This is a genomic window from Chitinophagales bacterium, assembly GCA_013816805.1.
In the GTDB taxonomy this organism is placed as follows: domain Bacteria; phylum Bacteroidota; class Bacteroidia; order Chitinophagales; family UBA10324; genus MGR-bin340.
This window is the reverse complement of the sequence record JACDDS010000002.1, coordinates 120,602-140,838: the sequence shown is the minus strand read 5'-3', so window position 1 is coordinate 140,838 and position 20,237 is coordinate 120,602. Positions and strand designations below refer to the sequence as shown.

18 protein-coding genes are annotated in these 20,237 nt (G+C 39.9%); 11 read left to right on the top strand and 7 right to left on the bottom strand.

Features of this window, described 5'->3' with window-relative positions:
• Positions 1 to 136 precede the first annotated feature (136 nt).
• From H0W62_02380 to H0W62_02370, 3 genes are all read right to left on the bottom strand, one after another.
• On the bottom strand, positions 137 to 643 hold the full coding sequence (locus H0W62_02380; GenBank protein MBA3647388.1) for a rod shape-determining protein MreD: 507 nt from the start codon (positions 641 to 643) through the stop codon (positions 137 to 139).
• A 7-nt stretch (positions 644 to 650) separates the two neighbouring features.
• On the bottom strand, positions 651 to 1,487 hold the full coding sequence (gene mreC, locus H0W62_02375; GenBank protein MBA3647387.1) for a rod shape-determining protein MreC: 837 nt from the start codon (positions 1,485 to 1,487) through the stop codon (positions 651 to 653).
• A gap of 82 nt (positions 1,488 to 1,569) precedes the next feature.
• Positions 1,570 to 2,592, bottom strand: a complete 1,023-nt coding sequence (locus H0W62_02370) for a rod shape-determining protein (GenBank protein MBA3647386.1) — start codon at positions 2,590 to 2,592, stop codon at positions 1,570 to 1,572.
• A gap of 371 nt (positions 2,593 to 2,963) precedes the next feature.
• On the opposite strand from H0W62_02370, the gene H0W62_02365 reads away from it, so the two are divergent.
• The 3 genes from H0W62_02365 to H0W62_02355 all read left to right on the top strand — a co-directional run bounded on the left by H0W62_02365 (position 2,964) and on the right by H0W62_02355 (position 5,606).
• Positions 2,964 to 4,307: an OmpA family protein gene (locus H0W62_02365; protein ID MBA3647385.1), complete on the top strand. Its 1,344-nt coding sequence runs from the start codon at positions 2,964 to 2,966 to the stop codon at positions 4,305 to 4,307.
• Positions 4,308 to 4,376: 69 nt separating this feature from the next.
• Positions 4,377 to 5,048 carry a hypothetical protein gene (locus H0W62_02360; protein ID MBA3647384.1) on the top strand — a complete coding sequence of 224 codons (672 nt, stop codon included), beginning with the start codon at positions 4,377 to 4,379 and terminating at the stop codon, positions 5,046 to 5,048.
• A 75-nt stretch (positions 5,049 to 5,123) separates the two neighbouring features.
• On the top strand, positions 5,124 to 5,606 hold the full coding sequence (locus tag H0W62_02355) for a low molecular weight phosphotyrosine protein phosphatase (GenBank protein MBA3647383.1): 483 nt from the start codon (positions 5,124 to 5,126) through the stop codon (positions 5,604 to 5,606).
• Here H0W62_02355 and H0W62_02350 read toward each other — a convergent pair.
• Together H0W62_02350 and H0W62_02345 are read right to left on the bottom strand one after the other, a co-directional pair.
• Positions 5,596 to 7,749, bottom strand: a complete 2,154-nt coding sequence (locus tag H0W62_02350; GenBank protein MBA3647382.1) for a S46 family peptidase — start codon at positions 7,747 to 7,749, stop codon at positions 5,596 to 5,598. The genes H0W62_02355 and H0W62_02350 overlap by 11 nt on opposite strands.
• 203 nt (positions 7,750 to 7,952) lie before the next feature.
• Positions 7,953 to 8,939 carry a DUF1028 domain-containing protein gene (locus H0W62_02345; GenBank protein ID MBA3647381.1) on the bottom strand — a complete coding sequence of 329 codons (987 nt, stop codon included), beginning with the start codon at positions 8,937 to 8,939 and terminating at the stop codon, positions 7,953 to 7,955.
• Between the two features lie 120 nt (positions 8,940 to 9,059).
• Between H0W62_02345 and H0W62_02340 the strand changes: the two genes are divergently transcribed.
• From H0W62_02340 to H0W62_02320, 5 genes are all read left to right on the top strand, one after another.
• Positions 9,060 to 9,578 (top strand): DUF4199 domain-containing protein, encoded by a 519-nt coding sequence (locus tag H0W62_02340; GenBank protein MBA3647380.1) that lies wholly within the window; start codon positions 9,060 to 9,062, stop codon positions 9,576 to 9,578.
• Positions 9,578 to 10,939, top strand: coding sequence for a histidine--tRNA ligase (locus H0W62_02335; GenBank protein ID MBA3647379.1), 1,362 nt, complete (start codon positions 9,578 to 9,580; stop codon positions 10,937 to 10,939). The genes H0W62_02340 and H0W62_02335 overlap by 1 nt, the downstream gene beginning before the upstream one ends.
• Before the next feature lie 18 nt (positions 10,940 to 10,957).
• On the top strand, positions 10,958 to 12,454 hold the full coding sequence (hutH, locus tag H0W62_02330) for a histidine ammonia-lyase (GenBank protein MBA3647378.1): 1,497 nt from the start codon (positions 10,958 to 10,960) through the stop codon (positions 12,452 to 12,454).
• Positions 12,455 to 12,550: 96 nt separating this feature from the next.
• Positions 12,551 to 13,291 (top strand): acyl-CoA desaturase, encoded by a 741-nt coding sequence (locus H0W62_02325; GenBank protein ID MBA3647377.1) that lies wholly within the window; start codon positions 12,551 to 12,553, stop codon positions 13,289 to 13,291.
• An 88-nt stretch (positions 13,292 to 13,379) separates the two neighbouring features.
• Entirely contained in the window at positions 13,380 to 14,150 is a 771-nt protein-coding gene (locus H0W62_02320) for a TIGR02757 family protein (protein ID MBA3647376.1), read from the top strand.
• A gap of 42 nt (positions 14,151 to 14,192) precedes the next feature.
• Here H0W62_02320 and H0W62_02315 read toward each other — a convergent pair whose 3' ends face one another.
• Both H0W62_02315 and H0W62_02310 read right to left on the bottom strand, forming a co-directional pair.
• Entirely contained in the window at positions 14,193 to 14,399 is a 207-nt protein-coding gene (locus H0W62_02315; GenBank protein ID MBA3647375.1) for a hypothetical protein, read from the bottom strand.
• A gap of 7 nt (positions 14,400 to 14,406) precedes the next feature.
• Complete coding sequence (locus H0W62_02310; GenBank protein MBA3647374.1) at positions 14,407 to 15,246, bottom strand: sulfurtransferase; 840 nt, start codon at positions 15,244 to 15,246, stop codon at positions 14,407 to 14,409.
• Between the two features lie 328 nt (positions 15,247 to 15,574).
• On the opposite strand from H0W62_02310, the gene H0W62_02305 reads away from it, so the two are divergent.
• The 3 genes from H0W62_02305 to H0W62_02295 all read left to right on the top strand — a co-directional run bounded on the left by H0W62_02305 (position 15,575) and on the right by H0W62_02295 (position 20,108).
• Positions 15,575 to 16,828, top strand: coding sequence for an efflux RND transporter periplasmic adaptor subunit (locus H0W62_02305; GenBank protein ID MBA3647373.1), 1,254 nt, complete (start codon positions 15,575 to 15,577; stop codon positions 16,826 to 16,828).
• Between the two features lie 84 nt (positions 16,829 to 16,912).
• Positions 16,913 to 17,590, top strand: a complete 678-nt coding sequence (locus tag H0W62_02300; protein MBA3647372.1) for an ABC transporter ATP-binding protein — start codon at positions 16,913 to 16,915, stop codon at positions 17,588 to 17,590.
• 94 nt (positions 17,591 to 17,684) lie between these two features.
• Positions 17,685 to 20,108: an ABC transporter permease gene (locus tag H0W62_02295; protein ID MBA3647371.1), complete on the top strand. Its 2,424-nt coding sequence runs from the start codon at positions 17,685 to 17,687 to the stop codon at positions 20,106 to 20,108.
• Positions 20,109 to 20,237 lie beyond the last annotated feature (129 nt).

Below are 20,237 nucleotides of genomic sequence, written 5' to 3'. Positions count from 1 at the left end.
TGTAAAAAAAACCAGAAAATTAAGTAAAGCAAACTGGTTATGTTAAAATGTTTTAAAGAGGATTAATGACGCTTCCGTTACATTTTCTTCCTTCTGAGAAATTTTTGGACGTATTATTTCCGGGAAAAATAATGTCTTATACAAGACGTGTTTTCTTTCTTCTGTAAAAAACATATTGGAGCAGAATCATCAGCAAAACTGATACAGCGGCACTTATTATTATTTTGGAAAAAACGAAAAAAATTTGCTGAAGGCTAAGTGTTTCGATTATAAAGAAATAGAGGTGATGAACAAATATAAGTATAGAGGCATAAATGGAAAACCAGGTAAATCCCATACTGGAGATAGTTGGCCGGTCTTCAGGCTGGTAACCATCATTTGGTTTCATAGCAATGATCAGATAGGGACGTAAAAATGCTACTACAGTTAAGGCAGAAGCATGCAATCCCCCTGTTCCTGAATAAAAGTCAATTACTAAGCCCAGCAGAAATGCCAGTAGCAATTGTAACCCTCTTGAAGTCTGAAAAGGGAGTAATAAAATAAACAATGGGTAAATGTAAGGATTGAATAAACCGTGTAAATGAATGTTATTCAGGATTAAAACCTGTCCTAAAACAAGCAATATAAAACGGACAATATGCACAGGGACTCTATTTATCATTTTCCAATGTCCGGTTCATAAGGGAATCCGATTCGCTATGCATCATATAATTTACTACATATACATAATCCAGGCGGCGGAAGTTTGTTGATAATCTTACGGTAATGTCATAAAAATTACCCGGCGGCTTAAGCGAAAATTGATCAATAGTCCCTATCGGTACATTGTCGGGAAACAGCCTTGAAACGCCACTTGTGTAAATAGTATCACCCTGACGGAGCTTTTCCATCCGGGTAATATCGGCTAAAATCACGTAATCCGGATTGCCACCGTCCCATCGAATGGTGCCCCGGCTTCCATTTTGCCTCACACGTCCGCTGATTGTTACCTCCTGATGTAAAACTGAATAAAGGGTTGCAAAATGGGCAGAGACATTTTTTACAATACCTACAATTCCATCAGGGCTGATAACTGCCATGCGCGGTGCCACACCATCGTTTTTCCCCTTATCTATCATGATGTAATTTTTCATACGATTGGTTGTTGTTTCTATCACGCGGGCCGGAATATAAGTATACAGCTGCCGGTGAATAGAATCAGTTTTAGAATAGACATTTGAAGTATCCGTGTAAAAAGAAGACGGCATAAGCATCCGGAGCCTCGCGTTCTCTTTGGATAAGCGGGAATTTTCATCACCTAATCGAAGATATTCTGTAACCTGATTATAAGCCTTATAGGACCTTCCGACCCATTCATCAGCAAGATTTTGAAAAGCAGCCTGGTGGTAATTTTCATTCCAGACAATTAATACAATGCAGATGGATTGTAATAACAGAAAAAAAAAGAATGCGTAATTCCGGTAAATAAAAATAAATAAATTACGCATTGCAATTAGAGGATATTAGCCTATGGTAGTGACAGGGCAATCTGCTATAACGTCTAATACTAAAGCCATTCAGACATTCTAATCAAGTCATAAGAAATGGGAAACGGGCAATATTTTTAAGTGCAATTCCAGTACCTCTTACCACTGCCCTCAATGGATCATCGGCAACAGTTACCGGCAGTTTGGTTTTTAAAGAGAGCCGCTTATCAAGTCCACGGAGTAATGCACCGCCGCCTGTAAGATGCAGGCCGGAACGGTGAATATCTGATGCAAGCTCCGGAGGGGTTGTTTCTAAAGCCTTTAAAACAGCCTCCTCAATTTTTGCAATCGATTTATCCAGAGCGTGGGCAATTTCCTGATAATTAACTGTAATCTGTTTCGGTATTCCAGTCATTAAATCGCGGCCGTGTACTGCAAAATCTTCGGGCGGATCATCTATATCAATCATGGCTGCACCTACATTGATCTTAATTGCTTCCGCAGACCGTTCACCTATAAGCATGTTATGCTGCCGCCGGATGTAATCCATAATGTCAGCGGTAAATTCATCTCCTGCTACGCGGATGGACTGATCGCATACAATTCCCGCCAGGGCAATCACCGAAATTCCCGTAGTGCCTCCTCCTATGTCGATGATCATATGACCAACCGGCTCTTCCACATCTATGCCAATGCCAAGCGCTGCTGCCATAGGTTCGTGTATAAGGTAAACTTCACGCGCACCTGCCTGCTCCGCTGAATCACGAACTGCACGTTTCTCTACCTCTGTTATACTGGAAGGTATGCAGATTACCATACGCCATGTGGGCTGAAACAGAAACCCCTTCGGGTTGATCATTTTGATCATTTCGCGGATCATTGTTTCTGCTGCATTAAAATCGGCAATTACGCCATCTTTTAAAGGCCGGATGGTCTTAAGGTTATCATGAGTTTTTTCATGCATCTGCATTGCCTTCTTTCCAACGGCAACTACCTTACTGGTTATGCGGTTAATTGCTACGATTGATGGCTCATCCACCACCACTTTATCATTATGGATGATCACAGTGTTTGCGGTACCGAGATCAATAGCGATTTCCTGGGTAAGAAAATTGAATAATTTCATGTATCTCCTTCTTTCTGCTCTAACGGTCACTTTCTAAAAATTGCGTGCAAAGTTCAAAAAAGAATTGGATTAGAGAGGGAAATGTCAAACTTTCTTTGCACTATAATCTGTGTATAAGCTTTTATTGTGATTTTATTTAATGATGAACATTTTGTGAATTATAAAGTGATGGTTAAATAAAAGCTAACAGATTTTTTTGATACACCCTATTGTGGTGCAGCATATCTGCTGCGTGAAACTTACAAGAGATACCGTTCTATAAATTTAAATTAGATTATCTGTTTATTATTGAATTGATTATTTTGTAACGTACCCGGTGTTACATGACACTATTCGATAATAGATTTTTTTTGCGTTGCAGCCTGTTTATAATGCTGGCGTTATTAAGTGAAAGGAGTCTTCTTTTTTCACAAATTAATTTTGATACTTCCTATTCTGCAAATCAACTGGTTGATAAAGTATTAATGGGCCAGGGCGTTCGTGCAGGAAATATAAAATATTCAGGAAACCGGCTTGCCATAGCAGCCTTTCAAACAGATTCTGCAGTATTGGGAATCAGGAGAGGAATTATTCTTTCCACTGGAAGTATTTTTAATGCAAACGGGCCCAACACTTCTCCGTTTATAACCACCAAATTCACGAACTCGAATATTAAAAAAGGTCAAAACAGCGACCGGGATTTAAACCGGATCAGCAAAAGCATTACTTATGACATAGCCTCTCTCGAGTTTGATTTTATTCCTTTCAATAATCGGATTTCATTCATTTATGTTTTCGGTTCTGAAGAATATTCAGAATATGTTGGATCGCGATTTAACGATGTATTTGCATTTATAATTAACGGAGAAAAACTCCATAACCAGAATCTTGCTGTAATTCCAAAGACAATTTTACCAGTTACCATTAATACTATTAATGAGAAGCAAAATTCCAGGTATTTCATTGATAATGACTATTTCAAAAAAGTAGTCTTAAATAAAGTAGTACCAGGGCAAAAAACTACTTCGGAAGAAGATGAAAAATTCAATAACCAATACGAGATTAACAAGCGAAAACGAAAAAAGCTGAATCGCTCCAGGTTAAATACTTTGCAATATGATGGATTAACCACCGTGATGCTTGCCTCCTGCTATGTAATTCCATATAAAAAATATCATATGAAGATCGCCATAGGCGATGTGGGGGATTCACAATATGACTCAGGAGTATTTCTAGAAGGAGGTTCGTTCAGCAGTGATAAAGACAGGTTACAACCTCGGTTTAAGGAGTATTTAAACCTTAGCAATACGCTTAACTTTGACAGCATCTTTGGATTAAAAAACTCACTTACAAAAGCTCAAAAGGATTCCGCTGCAAAAGAGGAAGCAGAATACGAGCTCTATACTCTTACTGATGTAAACTTTGATTTTGATTCGTATGTTATTCCTGACAGCTCAAAAAAAGAATTAGATGCATTGGCTGAGTATCTAAAAAATCACAGAAATTATCATTGTGATTTATACGGCTATACGGATAACCTTGGAACCAGGAACTATAATCAGCCGCTGTCTGAAAAGCGTGCACTGGAAGTAAGGGAATATTTAATATCAAAAAATATAGAACCTTTACGCCTTGACATTTCAGGCCACAATTACGAAAACCCCGTTGCAGACAATAATGACGAGCGCGGACGTGCTAAAAACCGGAGGGTAGAAATTGTATTAATTGAAGAATAGTTTATTTAATCAGCTTTCCCGATGTTTCCGAAAATGGAATTTTTTTTATTCAACTTATAATTTATTGCATTGAAATATTGTAGTAGTCAGGTGACAGGTATTTTTTTATTTGCTGGAATTTTTATGTTGTTATTAGTTGGTTCGGGATGCAACGATTGTAAAGACAGTGATCCTATAACTTTATTGGCTGGACGGAACCTGAAAGCTTACGGTGTTTTTAAGCCCGGCACATATTGGATCTATCAAAATGATTCTACACTGTTGCTGGATAGCATTGCTGTTTCCAACTATATGTATGATACAGTACCCGTACAGATACCGTGTGGAAAAAATAACAGCAATATGAAAATCTCAAGCTACCTGGAAAACTTTTACACTTACCTTACCAGCTATACTTTTAACAAAAACTACTTGCTGAAGGTAGAGATTAATCAGCCGGTCTTATTTTCCCTGGTTGACCAGGCAGCAGACACGCTCTTTATTGATGCAGTTTGTGCAGACACCTCTTTCTGTAAAATAATCGATACTTTAAGAATAATCCGTATAACGCCACCAATAAATTACGACCATTATGAATACATGAACGTGTATGAAAGAATTGATTCAAGCTCTTCTGTTGAAGATGGCAATTTGGTTTATTACTATAGCGCTGCGCATTATGGAATTGTTAAAAAACAAATTCAGCATCCGGATCATACGATAGATTCGTGGAGTTTACTCCGGTTTCATATTGTGCAATAAAAAAATTAGCTATCCTCCTTTCCCATAAGCTAATTGCAATTTCGGGAGTATTAGAATTAGCCATTACTTTGCCGTATGAAAATTTTATTTGTCTGTTTAGGAAACATCTGCCGCTCCCCAATGGCAGAAGGGCTTATAAGAAATATATTGGATCGGGAAGGGCTGAATTGGGAAATAGATAGTGCCGGTACCGAATCCTATCATGTAGGCGAATTGCCGGACAAAAGAGCAATAAGCACTTGCGCAAAATTTAACATTGATATTACGGTGCAGCGCGCACGCCGCATAACGTTTCAGGATTTTAGTCATTTTGATATTGTGTATGCCATGGCTGGCGATGTGCTTGAGGAAATACAATTCTTTCTGCGGGGCAGAACTGTTAAAGCTGAAGTGAAGCTTCTGATGGATGAAGTATATCCAGGGAAAAAGCAATCTGTTCCTGATCCCTGGTATGGATCTGAAGAAGGATTTTTGCCTGTATACAAAATGATTGAATCAGCCTGTGAAACCATCGTAAAAAAATATCATAATAAGAGAGAATCCGTTATTACCGGGTGATCTTCATCTCCTTCAGAAGATAACCTGCACCTGCAAATTTATCGATGATAAAAAGTGTATACCGGACATCGAGGGCTATATTCCTGCACTCATCAGGGTCAAAATAAATATCACTCATCGTACCTTCCCACCAACGGTCGAAATTGGTGCCGATCAGGTTTCCGTCACCGTCAATCACCGGGCTGCCACTGTTACCACCGGTAGTATGGTTCGAGGCAATAAAATCGGTATGTAAAGTACCGTCGGTGTCTGCGTAGTCCCCATAGTCTTTTTTGTGATAAAGATTGATGAGCTTTTTTGGGGCATCATAAAATTCATCATTCGGCTTGTATTTATCCATCACACCATCGAGTGTGGTAAAATAATTATAAGTAACTGCATCTGTGGGCTTATAACCTTTGATAGCTCCATATGAAATACGGAGTGTAAGGTTTGCATCCGGATAAAATCTTTTTTCCGGAAAGACTTCCATCTGAGCCTTCATATATTCTCTGTTGAGCAGATTTATTTCTTCATTGAGCCTCTGATAAGGTGGAGAAATAATGGAATCATAATAATCCGATAGTGAAATTGCAAATTGGTAAACCGGGTCATTAATTATTTTTGTTTCCTGCCCTATTTTAAAAGTGTTCAGGAAACCTAACGTTAGGGAATCGTTATCAAGCATAGATTTATCAAACAACCATTTACCGGCATCATTACTGAAATATTTTTGATTCCATGAGGTCAGCAAACCAGGTTCATATATAGAACCGACGTTCTTTTCAAAAAGGTTCACCATCGCAGCCGTCATTTCCTGATCAGCGGGAGCATAATAGTCTTTATAAAAACCTGTTAGTCCATTTTTAATTTTCAATACGGTACCGGTTATTTCCGCATCATTAGCTGCCTGTATTGAAGCAGCGTCTGTAAGTGGTTTCATTGCAAGTGCCACTTTAAATATTTCAGGAGTCATCAGGGCTTCGCTGTAATAATTGACTGCGGGCAGCAGCATGCTCATGCTGTCGTAGCATTGCTTTAACCGCGGCAGCAGATTGCCGTATTCATTTTTCCATTGCGTGTTACTATTAATTCTTTGTGTAAAAATATTTTCATAAGCAGCCTTTTTAGCAACAGCATCCGCCTTATTCAATCCTCGTATTTCCCCCTGCCACTTTTTCCAGGCATTACTCAGTCCATAATATTTTGAGGAATACTTTATGCGAACCGAATCGCTTTTCATCATCTCATCCCACCATATTTTTAACCTTACATCGCGGATGGCTACTCTTTCCGGATCTGAAATATGCTGTGTGACATCCACTGCATAACTGGAAATGTATTCAGTGGTTCTACCGGGAAAACCATATACCATTGTGAAATCATTTTCCCTAACTCCTTTTAAGGAGATCGGAAAAAAGTATTTTGGTTTGAAAGGAAAATTATGTGAAGAATAATCAGCAGGGTTATTATTTGAATCAGCATAAATCCTGAAAAGTGAAAAATCGCCGGTATGCCGCGGCCATATCCAGTTATCTTCATCCCCGCCAAAATTACCTATTGCCTCAGGTGGTGCTCCAACCAACCTCACATCACGGAAAGTTTCGGTAATGAATAAGTAGTATTGATTACCATTATAGAAAGACCGCACATAAGCAGCGTAATGAGTCCCTTTGACAGCATTTTGTGCGATCAGTTTATTATTCCCCTCGATGGTTGTCTGTCTGTTTATTTGATCCATTCCACCGGTAACATTATTTAATGTTTGATGTGTTACATCCTCCATCCGAACAATAAACGTAACCGTGAGGCCAGGGCAAGTGAGCTCTTCACTTTTATTCATTGCCCAAAAACCATTCTTCAAATAATCATGCTCCACTGTACTGTGCGACTGGATCTGGCCCAGACCACAGTGATGGTTAGTAAGCACCAGTCCTTCTGCTGAAATCACTTCACCGGTACATCCGCTTCCAAATAGAAGAACCGCATCTTTCATGCTGGAGTGGTTCACACTATAGATATCTTCAGCTGAAAGATGACAACCTTTTTGCTGCATGTCCTTAATGTTAAGCTGCTGCAAAAGAATGGGCAGCCACATTCCCTCATCAGCAAAAACAGAATTGGAAAAAAGAGTAAAAACAGATGCGATCAGCAAGTTTTTCATGAGAAGAGGAAGGCTTCAAAAATGCAAAGTTTTGCGCCTTTGTAACTTTTTAATCTGTCCGGCGTCGTACACAAATCAATGAAGAAGAATTATAAATAAGATCATTTTAAGATCTTCCCCGAAGAAGCGTGCAGGCAGTTACTCATGGTTTGGTTCACTTATAGAGCTTCCTGCCGCTTTTTCCTATTGATGAATAAATATTACTATAGGTGCAAAAATTGAATTCTTTCTGAATAACCGCCATCATAAATAAGCTGGAGAAAAATAATTCCCTTACTTAAAGAAGAAATATTTAGTTGCATTTTAGTTGCACCGTTTTCAGTTATTATTTTCTCCGTATTTCCTAATGCATTTGCTATTATAATTTTTTCTATAGGCACGACTGATTTTACTGAAAGCAGATCTGTGGCCGGCGAAGGATATACGGAAGCTCTCTTAACGGCCTGGTTATAAAATGAGGTGCCTGTAACAGTGCATTCCGCATAGGCGCTTGTACCTTTGTAAATTTTAAACAGCGAGTCAATAGGATCAATAACCCGGGTGATAGGCACGGAAGGCACATTCAGATCAAGAGATAAATGTGTAAGGCTGTCGGTTGGCTTTGCCACCCGTAAGAAAGCACTTAATGTAGAAATGCCGTATGGCAGACAGCGCTGGTCGGCACCAGGCACTTTTGCACCTTCCAATGCTGCCATAAGCCGGCAGGAAAGGCTGCCCTGTGTCCTTAAAAATTGCGCTTCCATGGAATCAATAATCTGCGGACCAAGCAGTATGTTTCCCTGTATAGAATAAGTCGGCCCTGTAAGATCACCTTTCCAATCCAAACAATTTACACCCGTATAGGCAGCCGATCCATTTGCGATTTCTACCACACCATATTGCCGCACAGAAGGATTTAATTGGAAATCATTAGCTACCACAGAATCAATAATTTGCTGTGAAGTATAACCTAAATTCATCAATGTCCTGGCATAGTTCTGGTTTTGTGAAATATATGATGCCTGGGTATGAATGACCCCTACCCCGGGATGTACATCACTTATAATTCTGGAATTTCCGATACAGGATGCACCTGCACTTCCCACCTCACCGGTATTGGGATCAAAGGCTGCAATGCTGAAAGTGTCCTGTGAATAAACAGTAATAATATAAGCAAAAAGAAAATTACTGATAAGGAGAAATTTTTTCATAAAGAGGTTTTATAATTAAAGTTATTGATTTTAACTATCAGATTTTGTTTCGCAAAGTATTTTTCTATTTCTGTTTTCCATGTTGGTACATCCTTTTACCTTCGCCGCTTAGTTTGTACAATGAGCAGGGAGCTGGTAAATGGCATTATAACAGGTTTTGTTACGCTGGGCTGGATGTTGCTGGTGACGTCACTTTCATGGGATGATACAGAAGCCGGGAAGTATGCCTCTTTGGTAAGTTTAGCTTTTCTTATTGCTGGAATTTATATCACTATTTTGAAGAAACGGGATACAGAGAAGAACGGAGTAATTTCCTTCAAAGAAGCATGGTATGCAGGTATGGCCGTAAGCTTTGTAGTGGGGTTGATGATTGGTATTTACATGGCTATTTATGTAAAATACATTTATCCCAATTTTATAAATGATCAGATTAAGGAAGCAATGGAATATTACAAGACGGAAAAATATTCACAGGAGCAAATTGATAAGGGAATTGAAAGTATAAAAGCTTTGTATTCGGGCTTTGGTCAGCTAACCTATGGAATTGGGACCACCATGCTTTCAGGAATGCTGATCTCCATTATTTGTGCGGCAATTATGAAACGAAGCATGAAATCACCTAGTAATGTGCAGATTTAATGATGGATAAACCAGCCATACCTTCCGGATTCCGTGATTTTTCTTCGGAAGAAGTTTACAGGCGACAGCATATATTCAATACAATCAGAAGTGTGTTTGAGAAATATGGCTATCAGCCCATTGAAACACCTACAATGGAAAACTTAAAGACGCTGGAAGGGAAGTATGGAGATGAGGGTGATAAGCTGCTTTATCGGATTGTAAACTCAGGTGATCCTTTCCGGAAAATTAAATCAAGTTATCCTGATCAATCTACTTCAAATTTTAACCCCAGGGTATCAGATATAGCCGAAAAAGGACTCCGCTATGATCTGACAGTGCCTTTAGCACGGTACGTGGTGATGCATCAAAATGAAATTATATTTCCTTTTAAGCGCTATCAGATCCAGCCTGTGTTCAGGGCAGACCGTCCGCAGAAAGGACGCTATAGAGAATTTTATCAATGCGATGCCGATGTGGTTGGCAGCGATTCTTTATTAAATGAAGTGGAGCTGATCCAGATTTATATTGAAGTTTTTAAAGAGCTGGGTATTGGAATCCAGATTTATTTAAATAACCGGAAAATTTTAGAAGGAATAGCAGAAGTAATCGGCGCGCCGGGCAGGATGATGGATATCGCGGTTTCGATAGATAAATTGGACAAAATTGGAATGGACGGAGTACGAAAGGAATTGAATCTGAAAGGTTTTACATCCGAACAAATCGATAAGTTGTTTAGCATTCAGGCTCTCGATATTATTAATGGCGGAGCACAAATCTTTCATAATTCGGAAACCGGGAGAAAGGGCAGCACAGAACTCGAGTATATCTTAAAAACGCTCAACATTGCAGGCGGCTTTACAAACCTCGAAAACATAGGGATAGACCTTTCTCTTGCGCGCGGTCTTGATTATTATACGGGGACTATTATAGAAGTAAAAGCAAAAAACAGTTCTTTTAAATCAAGTCTTGGCGGAGGTGGCAGATATGATAATTTAACGGGCGTATTTGGACTGCAAGGTATATCCGGCGTTGGAATTTCCTTTGGCGCCGATCGGATCTACGATGTGATGGAAGAGCAAGGATTTTCCACAATATCCTCTAAGGGAACTCATGTTTTGTTTATCAATTTCGATGAGGCATCTGAAACCTATGCACTCCCTTTGCTTACACAGATCCGTAATGCAGGTATTGCCTCTGAATTATATCCTTCCGCAGAAAAATTAAAAAAGCAGATGAAATACGCCAACGATAAAAAAATTTCATTTGTAATTTTTACCGGAGAAAATGAAAGAAAATTAGAAATGCTAACCTTAAAAGATATGTCCAGCGGGGAACAGATGATGCTGAGTATTGATAAGATTATTGAAAAAATAAAATAACTGCCGAACGGTTACTCCATGATCTCTATTTATCAAATCTCTTCAGAGCACTTATCCCTGGAGAAGCTGGAAGAAATTATTGATTCCAATGCTAAGCTGGAATTATCTGCTTCTTCGGAAGAAAAGATAATCTCCTGCAGAAAATACCTTGATGAGAAGCTAAAAAATTCTGACGGATTATTTTACGGCATCAATACGGGTTTTGGTTCCCTTTGCAACATCCGCATCAGTGATGACCAGATAGGCCAGCTTCAAACAAACCTGGTGATGAGCCATGCCTGTGGCACCGGTGATGAAATACCGGAGCAGATTGTAAAGCTGATGTTGCTGCTGAAGATTCAATCACTTTCTTACGGGCATTCTGCAATAGATATTTCCACCATTCGCCGCCTGATTAATTTCTATAACCAGGATATTTTACCTGTAGTTTATCAAAAAGGTTCTCTGGGCGCTTCCGGTGACCTTGCGCCACTGGCACACTTGAGCCTGCCGCTTATTGGAATGGGTGAGGTTAATTTAAAAGGAAAAAAAATGGCTGCATTGGATGCAATGCAACTCCTTTCATGGCAAGCAATTCACCTTAAATCGAAAGAGGGATTAGCGCTTCTGAACGGTACTCAGTTTATGAGCGCTTATATGGCACACATTTTACTTCAGGCCAAAAAGCTTTCAGGGCTCGCCGATTTTATTGCATGTATTTCCATTGATGGATTTGATTGCCGGCTTGATCCTTTCAACGAACTGATCCACCATGTTCGCCCGCATAAAGGTCAGATCGAAACAGCTGCAACCGTTTTAGAAATATTGAAAGGAAGCGAAATAGCTGCTAAGCATAAAACAAATGTGCAGGATCCCTACTCCTTCCGGTGTATTCCCCAGGTGCATGGTGCGTCTAAGGACGCTATTCGTTATTGTGAGGAAATTCTGACCACAGAAATAAATTCGGTAACGGACAATCCGATTGTATTTCCTGAAGATGATTTAATTATTTCAGGAGGAAATTTTCACGGACAACCGTTGGCACTTTCATTCGATTTTCTTGCCATTGCTTTGGCAGAGCTGGGAAATATTTCTGAGCGAAGAACCTATCTGCTCATAAGCGGACAACGGGACCTTCCGGGGTTTTTGGTTTCTGATCCTGGCTTAAATTCGGGATTGATGATTCCGCAGTACACTGCAGCTGCACTGGTAAGTGAAAATAAGCAGTTGTGCACACCCGCATCGGTAGATTCCATACCTTCTTCCAACGGACAGGAAGATCACGTGAGCATGGGCGCCAATGCAGCAACTAAGTGTTACCGCGTGCTCAAGAACCTGCAGGCCATTCTCGCCATTGAATTGCTGAATGCTGCGCAGGCCATGGATTTTCGCCGGCCCTTAAAAAGCAGTGACCGGGTGGAAGAGTTTTTAGATAAATACCGTAAAAAGGTCTCTTTTAACGAGCAAGACAGGGTATTGCGGAATGATATACAAGCGACAGAGCATTTTTTAACAGAATATTTTTATAAAAAGTGAACGTTATGCAGGTTTCCCTGTTGTCTTTTATGCTTAGCTAAAATGTCGTTTCTTTGCACATCTTTTTCAATGTTAAATAACTAATTTAAATAATACATGATCATCTTAATTTTCTTTGTCTGTCACTGGTACTTTTCGTTATTTTTTCAGACGTTTTTTCACCATCGATATTCAGCACACCAGATGTTTACGATGCCGAAGACCACCGAGAAAATTTTTATTTTTCTTAGCTGGCTTACACAAGGCAGCTCTTACTTAAGCCCTTATTCATACGGAATTTTACACCGTCTTCATCACGCGTATGCCGATACGGAAAAGGATCCGCACTCACCCAAATACGATAAGAATATCTGGGCGATGATGTGGCGCACCAAAATTATTTACATGGATATTCTTCATAACCGTTACCCTGTAGAAGAGAAATTTAAAAAAGATCTTCCTTACTGGCCTTCTTTTGAAAAATTTGCCGATAGCTGGTTTGCAAGGATTGCATGGGGAACCTTTTATGTTCTTTTTTACATTGCTTTTGCTACCCACTGGTGGATGTTTTTGCTGCTGCCCATTCACTTTTTAATGGGACCATTTCATGGTGCAATCATTAACTGGTTTGCACATACTATTGGTTCGGTTCGCTTTAAAATGAATGATACTTCAAGAAATCTTTTTCCTGTTGATTTTTTAATGCTGGGTGAAAGCTATCATAATAACCACCACAGCCATCCGGGAAGACCCAACTTTGGCATAAAATGGTATGAAGTAGATCCGGTTTATCCGTTTATCAAATTATTTCACTGGATGCGGATTATTCGGCTGCGAACAGTTCCTGTAAGAGCTTAGGCATTTACTTTTAAGCTAACTGCGTTTTTATAATGATGCATTGTCATCTATAAAAACGCAGTTTTTTATTGTATTTATCTCACTTTGCATGAAGCAAGAATTAAAAATATTCCTCGATCAAAAATCCGCTCAATATAATAGTCAGGACTTTATTGCATTAGATCCGGTAAGTATCCCACATCAATTCTCTAAAAAACAGGATATTGAAATAGCAGGTTTCTTTGCCGCTACATTCTCCTGGGGAAAGAGAATTTCGATATTAAACAGTTGCAACCGTTTAATAAAACTAATGGATAATGATCCATACAACTTTATTATAGATCACACTGAAAATGATTTGAAGCGATTGCTTGATTTCAGACACCGGACTTTCAATCCAACCGATTTGCTTTACTTCATTCATTTCTTTAAAAACTATTATTCGGAACATTCCTCCCTGGAATATGCTTTTTCACAGTTTTTAAACCGGGAAGATGAAAATGTTACTCCTGCGTTGAAAGGTTTTCATCAATTATTTTTTTCGCTTAAGGATTTTCCACAAAGAACTATTAAACATGTGTCTACCCCTGAAAGAAACTCAGCCTGCAAGCGCATCAATATGTTTTTACGCTGGATGGTTAGAAAGGATAATTGCGGTGTTGATTTTGGAATCTGGAAAAACATTAAACCCTCGCAGCTTATTTGTCCGTGTGACGTACACGTGTTGCGCGTTGCCCGGAAGCTTAAGCTGATCCGAAACAAACAAAATAACTGGAAAACAGCCGTGGAGCTGACTTCAAATCTAAAAAAATTGGACCCGGTTGATCCTGTTAAATATGATTTTGCCTTATTCGGATTGGGTATTCTTGAGCATTTTTAATCTGAATAATACCTCGCCAATTCCTCTTTAAAAAGGGATAACTTAGGAAGGCTTGATCCGTTGTGATGCTTTCACAAGTGCTTTGTCGCGCGCTTGTTCCATAGTGGAACCAATGGCTCTTGAAATAATGGCGCCAGGGTCCACACTTGATATATGGCAATAATAATCATCGGCAATTTTATAGGTGGTTATACACACAGCCACGTTATTGACTTGCTGCTGCTCTTCTTTATACTCCTCGGTTTTCAAGGCTGTATTATTTTTCAACAGGCGCACCAACGAGATTGCCCCATTCAGTCCAGGAACCATCATAGTTAGTAACGTTAGGATACCCCAGTAAATATTTAAGCACAAACCAGGTATGGCTGGAACGTTCTCCGATCCGGCAGTAGGCAATTACTTTTTTTTCGGGTGTGATTCCTTTTCCCATATACAGCGCTTCCAGATCCTGCCGCGATTTAAAAGTACCGTCTTCATTGCAAGCCTGTGCCCATGGAATATTTTTAGCCCCGGGAATATGACCCCCACGCTGGCAGGTTTCAGGCAAGCCGGGCGGTGAAAGTATTTTACCGGTAAATTCATCTCCGGAACGAACATCCACCATCACATAATCTTCAGCATCCATTGCCTGCATAGCCTGTCTCAGGTAAGTACGCAAGGATTCATCGCGATCCTGTGCATTGTAGCGAACTAATTTTTGAGGTGGCATATCTCTGGACAGTTCTCTTCCTTCCGATAACCATTTTTTCCTTCCGCCATTCATGATGCGCACATCCGCATGACCATACATCTTAAGTTGCCAGTGGGCCCAGGCAGCAAACCAATTATTACTGTCGCCATAAAGAATTATTGTTGAGTTATTTGAAATACCGCTCTGTCCAAGAAGCTTTTCCAGATCAGCTTTACTGATAACATCCCGTTGAATTGTATCACACAATTGTGTTTGCCAATTCCAGCCAATAGCATTAGGAATATGACCTTCTGTATAAGAAGCTGTATCAACATCTACTTCGGCTATTACGATGTTTTGATCAGTTTTATGCTCATCTACCCATTCTGTTGACACAAGCATTTCTGGATTGGAATACTCCGGCATAATATGGTTTTATCGAAAACGATGAAGAAAAATCGGGGTCAAATTACAATTTATTCGAGGTTCTTCCCAAGCGTTATATATCTATACGGGGTGACAGATCGCTTGCTGTGATTATATTTCTTTACACACAAAAGCGAACATAGATTGTATCAAAAGCGAACAAGGTTTGATTGTTCTTATTTCATTAATGCATTGAAAATCAGAAAATACCTGTTCTGGCATATTCCTATCATAACGCCGGCATAAAAATTAATTCTTCTGCACATGTAACAAAAACACTTGTAGCTGCGCATTTCAATAATACAAATAGATTCTAAAGCTTAAAGAGTTGGACAGAGTAATTCCAAAAAAAAGGTGGACTACGAAACGAATCCTTACCTATGCTGGTATTGCAGGCATGGCACTGCTGATCATCGCCAGTTATTATTTCACCACAGGAAAAAGCCGGTTAAACGTAGATACAGAGCGAATCACTATTAGTGAAGTGAAGAATGGATCTTTCCAGGAATTCATTCCAGTAAATGGTGTGGTACTTCCTATCACCACCATTTACCTGGATGCCACCGAAGGCGGAAGAGTAGAAGAAAAATATGTTGAAGATGGAGCTGTGCTGAAAAAAAACGACCCCATACTTAAGTTGGTGAACACGGATCTCGAGCTGGATCTTGCCAACCGGCAAACTGCAGTATTTGATGTTTTGACTCAAATGCAAAACACAAAAAATCTTTCAGATCAAAACACCATTCGTGAGCTCAACCAAATGGCGGATGTAGAAAATGCTTTTGAAGAAGCACAGCGCATTTTCTTTGTCGACAGTACACTGTATAAACAAGGAGCGATCGGCTTGCAGGAATTCCAATCTGCAAAAAATAATTATGATTACCAGATAAGCCGTAGGAAACTTGCAGGGCGGACACTTGCAAGTGATTCAATTTCCACCAAACAGCAGCTCCGGCAAATGCATGAGTCTTATGCACATATGCAAAACGCCCTTTCTCTTATGCAAAGGAAAGTAGGTGATCTGATTGTACGTGCCCCGGTTGATGGCCAGCTCACTTCACTCGATGCAGAAATTGGTGAGTCGAAAAATAACGGAGACCGGCTTGGGCAAATTGATGTGCTAAGCGGATATAAAGTACGTGTAGATGTGGATGAACACTACATCTCCAGAATTTTTACCGGGCTGATGGGTGACTTCACATTTGCAAACAAAACATACCAGCTTAAGATAAAAAAAATATTTACACAGGTAAACAATGGTCGCTTCCAGGTGGATATGGAATTTGTAAATGAAGTACCCCAGGGCATCCGGAGGGGACAAACTTTACAGATTCGTTTGGCATTAAGTGATGAAACCCAGGCATTGCTGTTACCTAAGGGAGGATTTTTTCAGCAGACTGGAGGCAACTGGATTTTCAAAGTAAATGCGTCCGGAGCTACAGCTTATAAAACGGATATTCAGATTGGCAGGCAAAATCCGGATTATTACGAAGTATTACAGGGGCTGAAGCCCGGGGACAAGGTGGTTACGTCCAGTTATGAGAATTATGGAACTATGGACGAATTGGTTTTGAAAAAATAAATATTTACGGTTTAGAGTTTCGAGTTGATTCATTACTGTCTAACCCAAACACTAAACCCAAAACACTAACTCTAAACTAATTAAATGCTTAAGATCACTGAACTTGAAAAAATTTACCGCACAGAAGAAGTAGAGACTGTCGCGCTTAACAGGCTTTCACTTGAAGTGAAGGATGGAGAATTTATTGCCGTAATGGGCCCTTCAGGATGTGGCAAATCCACCCTTCTGAATATTGTGGGACTGCTTGATGATCCGGATAGCGGAAGTTTTCTTTTTAACGGAACTGAGGTTGCGCACTTTAACGAACGCAAGCGTGCGGATCTCCGTAAAAGAAACATTGGATTTGTATTTCAAAGCTTTAACCTGATTGATGAGCTTACGGTATATGAGAATGTCGAGCTTCCGCTGATTTACACCGGAGTAAAAGGTGCAGATCGAAAAAAACGTGTAGAAGAGGTGCTTGATAAGATGCAGATCATGCACCGCCGCAACCACTATCCGCAACAGCTTTCCGGCGGACAGCAACAACGGGTTGCTGTGGCCCGGGCAGTAGTTAATAACCCCAAGCTTATTCTCGCGGATGAACCTACCGGTAATCTTGATTCACACAATGGCAGCGAAGTGATGCAGCTGCTTACTGATTTAAATGAACAGGGAACCACCATTGTGATGGTAACCCACAGTGAGCATGACGCCCGATACAGCCATCGCATTATCCGTATGCTCGATGGACAAACAGTGATGGAAAATATTATGGCGTGAATAGCCATCAGCTTCTGTAATCAGAAACCTGAACGCTGATAACTGAAGACTGACTGCTGATTACTGAAAGTTGTAACTGAAAAGCGGATAGCTCATGATTAGAAATTATTTAAAAACAGCCTTCCGAAATTTACTAAGAAACAGAAGCTTCACGATCATCAATATTGCCGGACTTGCACTGAGTGTTGCCTGCGCGCTGATCATTTTTATTAATGTGCAGTTTGAGAAAAGCTTCGACCACTTTAATTCGCAGAAAAGCCGAATCTACCGGATAGTAACAAATACGAGCTATTCGGATGGCACAAAAGCTCAGACCTCGGGTGTTCCACTGCTTTTGGGAGAAGCACTTCAGGTTGACATGCCCCAGTTAAAAGATGTAACTACTGCCTATTCCCAGTTCAATTCCTTTTTTGCAGTTACCGATCCTGAAACGGGGGAGGTCAGAAAATTTAAGCAGGACGATGGCATCTATTATATTCAGCCTGATTTTTTCAAAATATTCACTTTTCCCTGGATCACGGGGAATCCGGCTACCGCGATGGCGGAACCAAATTCCATTGCACTAAGTAAAAGCGTTGCTGAGCAATTCTTTGGTGACTGGAAAAAGGCAATCGGACAATCTATTAAGGTGAACCATTCATTTACGCTTCAGGTGAATGGAATCATGAATGACTCTCCTGATAACAGCAGCATTCCGTTAAAAATAGCAATGTCGTTTATAACTTTTCGTACCAACGATTCCGCTTCATACAATCAACTAAGCGATTGGGGGAATATAAGCAGCAATTTCAACGCTTATGTTTTATTACCTCCAAACATGTCAGCCGCATCTATTGATAGATTGCTTCCTTCGTTTTCAAAAAAACATTACCGCAGTAATACCAATGAGCAGATGCTAAATTCGCTTCAGCCATTGAGCGATGTTCACTTCAACCAGGATTACGGTTCCGATGTAAGGACGGTGAGCAAAACAACTCTAAACGGAGTGATCCTGATTGCCCTTTTCGTCGTTCTGATGGCGTGTATTAACTTCATTAATCTCGCTACTGCACTTGCTACCCGGCGTTCCAGGGAAGTAGGTGTACGCAAAGTGCTCGGCAGCAGCAGGTTTGATTTGGTAAAACAATTTGCCGGAGAGACATTTTTAATTGTTACTGCATCATCAGTGATTGGAATCGCAATTGCAGTTGCCGCTTTTCCTTTTGTGAAAGACCTTACAAACCTGCCGGATAACGTATCCATTCTTTTCAGTAGTAATGTCTGGATATGGATTGCAATAATCATTTTAGCTGTAACTGTGTTAGCGGGTACATACCCTGCATTAGTACTTTCCGGTTTTCAGCCGATTCAGGCACTTAAGAATAAAATCCCCAACAGAACTAAGACAGGTGTAAGTCTGCGGGCAGGATTGGTGGTTTTTCAATTTCTGATTTCACAGGTGCTCATAATCGCAACCATTATTACTGCAGGTCTGCTGCAATACATTCATCAGGCAGACCTTGGCTTAAATCCCAATGTGATTATGCAGGTTCCTTTATACAGTGATACCACTGCTATTGCCCGCTTCAGCGATTTTAAGAATGAGGTGCAGCAGCTTTCATCTGTTACTAATGTTAGCATCAGCAGTGATGCCCCCACTTCTGAAAATGACTGGAGTACAAATTTTTCTTTTGATCATCGGCCAAAAGATGAAGATTTTAATGTTTACCTCAAGTTTGCAGACGCAGATTTTTTCCGGACATACGGATTAAAGTTTCTGGCAGGACAAGGATATGAACAATCAGACACCTCAAAAGAAGTGGTGATCAATAAGACACTGATGAAAAAATTAGGAGTTTCAAATCCTCAGGATGCTATCGGAAAAATGATCCGGACTGGAAGAGGAAAGTGGAAACCAGTAGTTGGTGTTGTAAAGGATTTTAAAACGAATTCTTTGCATGAAACCGTAAAACCTACTTACATCTCCTGCAAAAAAGATTATTATGGAATTGCCGGAATAAAGATTTTACCCGGAACTATAAGTGAAACGATTACAGCAGTAAATAAAATATGGGATAGGATTTATCCTGAATATTTCTTCGGGAATACTTTTCTCGATGAGAACATTGCACAATTTTACCTGCAGGATGAAAAGCTTGCCAAGCTGTATAAAGTAGTTGCTGCCCTCGCCATTTTTATTTCATGCCTTGGTCTGTTTGGTCTGGTTTCATTCTTTATAGCAAACAGAACTAAAGAAGTTGGGATACGAAAAGTACTTGGTGCATCGATAGCAAATATCAGTGCTTTGTTTCTTAAATATTTTTTAGTCCTGGTTATTGTGGCGCTGATAATTGCAATCCCCATGGGTTGGTATCTGATGAATAGCTGGCTTCAAAATTTTGTTTTCCGCATTAATATCAGCTGGTGGACTTTTATCCTTGCAGGGTTGCTTTCTATTTCTATTGCTGTGCTTACCGTGATCGTACAAATATTAAGATTGGCATTTATTAACCCCGTTAAATCACTGAGGATAGAATGAAGAGAATGAGCTCTCAGGTATCAGCCATCAGGTTGAGTTCAGTATAAAATAATGTTGAATGGATACTGATAAACAAATTCAAAATAAAACACACTTCAGCATCAAACCTTAAACTTTCAGACTTCAAAC

Excerpts from the sequence above, each read along its gene's own strand:
- hutH (MBA3647378.1), top strand. The coding sequence starts at position 10,958 with ATGATCTCTATTTATCAAATCTCTTCAGAGCACTTATCCCTGGAGAAG.
- H0W62_02300 (MBA3647372.1), top strand. The coding sequence starts at position 16,913 with ATGCTTAAGATCACTGAACTTGAAAAAATTTACCGCACAGAAGAAGTA.
- H0W62_02310 (MBA3647374.1), bottom strand. The coding sequence starts at position 15,246 with ATGCCGGAGTATTCCAATCCAGAAATGCTTGTGTCAACAGAATGGGTA.
- H0W62_02370 (MBA3647386.1), bottom strand. The coding sequence starts at position 2,592 with ATGAAATTATTCAATTTTCTTACCCAGGAAATCGCTATTGATCTCGGT.
- H0W62_02295 (MBA3647371.1), top strand. The coding sequence starts at position 17,685 with ATGATTAGAAATTATTTAAAAACAGCCTTCCGAAATTTACTAAGAAAC.
- mreC (MBA3647387.1), bottom strand. The coding sequence starts at position 1,487 with ATGCGTAATTTATTTATTTTTATTTACCGGAATTACGCATTCTTTTTT.
- H0W62_02320 (MBA3647376.1), top strand. The coding sequence starts at position 13,380 with ATGAAGCAAGAATTAAAAATATTCCTCGATCAAAAATCCGCTCAATAT.
- H0W62_02365 (MBA3647385.1), top strand. The coding sequence starts at position 2,964 with ATGCTGGCGTTATTAAGTGAAAGGAGTCTTCTTTTTTCACAAATTAAT.
- H0W62_02325 (MBA3647377.1), top strand. The coding sequence starts at position 12,551 with ATGATCATCTTAATTTTCTTTGTCTGTCACTGGTACTTTTCGTTATTT.
- H0W62_02340 (MBA3647380.1), top strand. The coding sequence starts at position 9,060 with ATGAGCAGGGAGCTGGTAAATGGCATTATAACAGGTTTTGTTACGCTG.
- H0W62_02345 (MBA3647381.1), bottom strand. The coding sequence starts at position 8,939 with ATGAAAAAATTTCTCCTTATCAGTAATTTTCTTTTTGCTTATATTATT.
- H0W62_02335 (MBA3647379.1), top strand. The coding sequence starts at position 9,578 with ATGATGGATAAACCAGCCATACCTTCCGGATTCCGTGATTTTTCTTCG.
- H0W62_02350 (MBA3647382.1), bottom strand. The coding sequence starts at position 7,749 with ATGAAAAACTTGCTGATCGCATCTGTTTTTACTCTTTTTTCCAATTCT.
- H0W62_02355 (MBA3647383.1), top strand. The coding sequence starts at position 5,124 with ATGAAAATTTTATTTGTCTGTTTAGGAAACATCTGCCGCTCCCCAATG.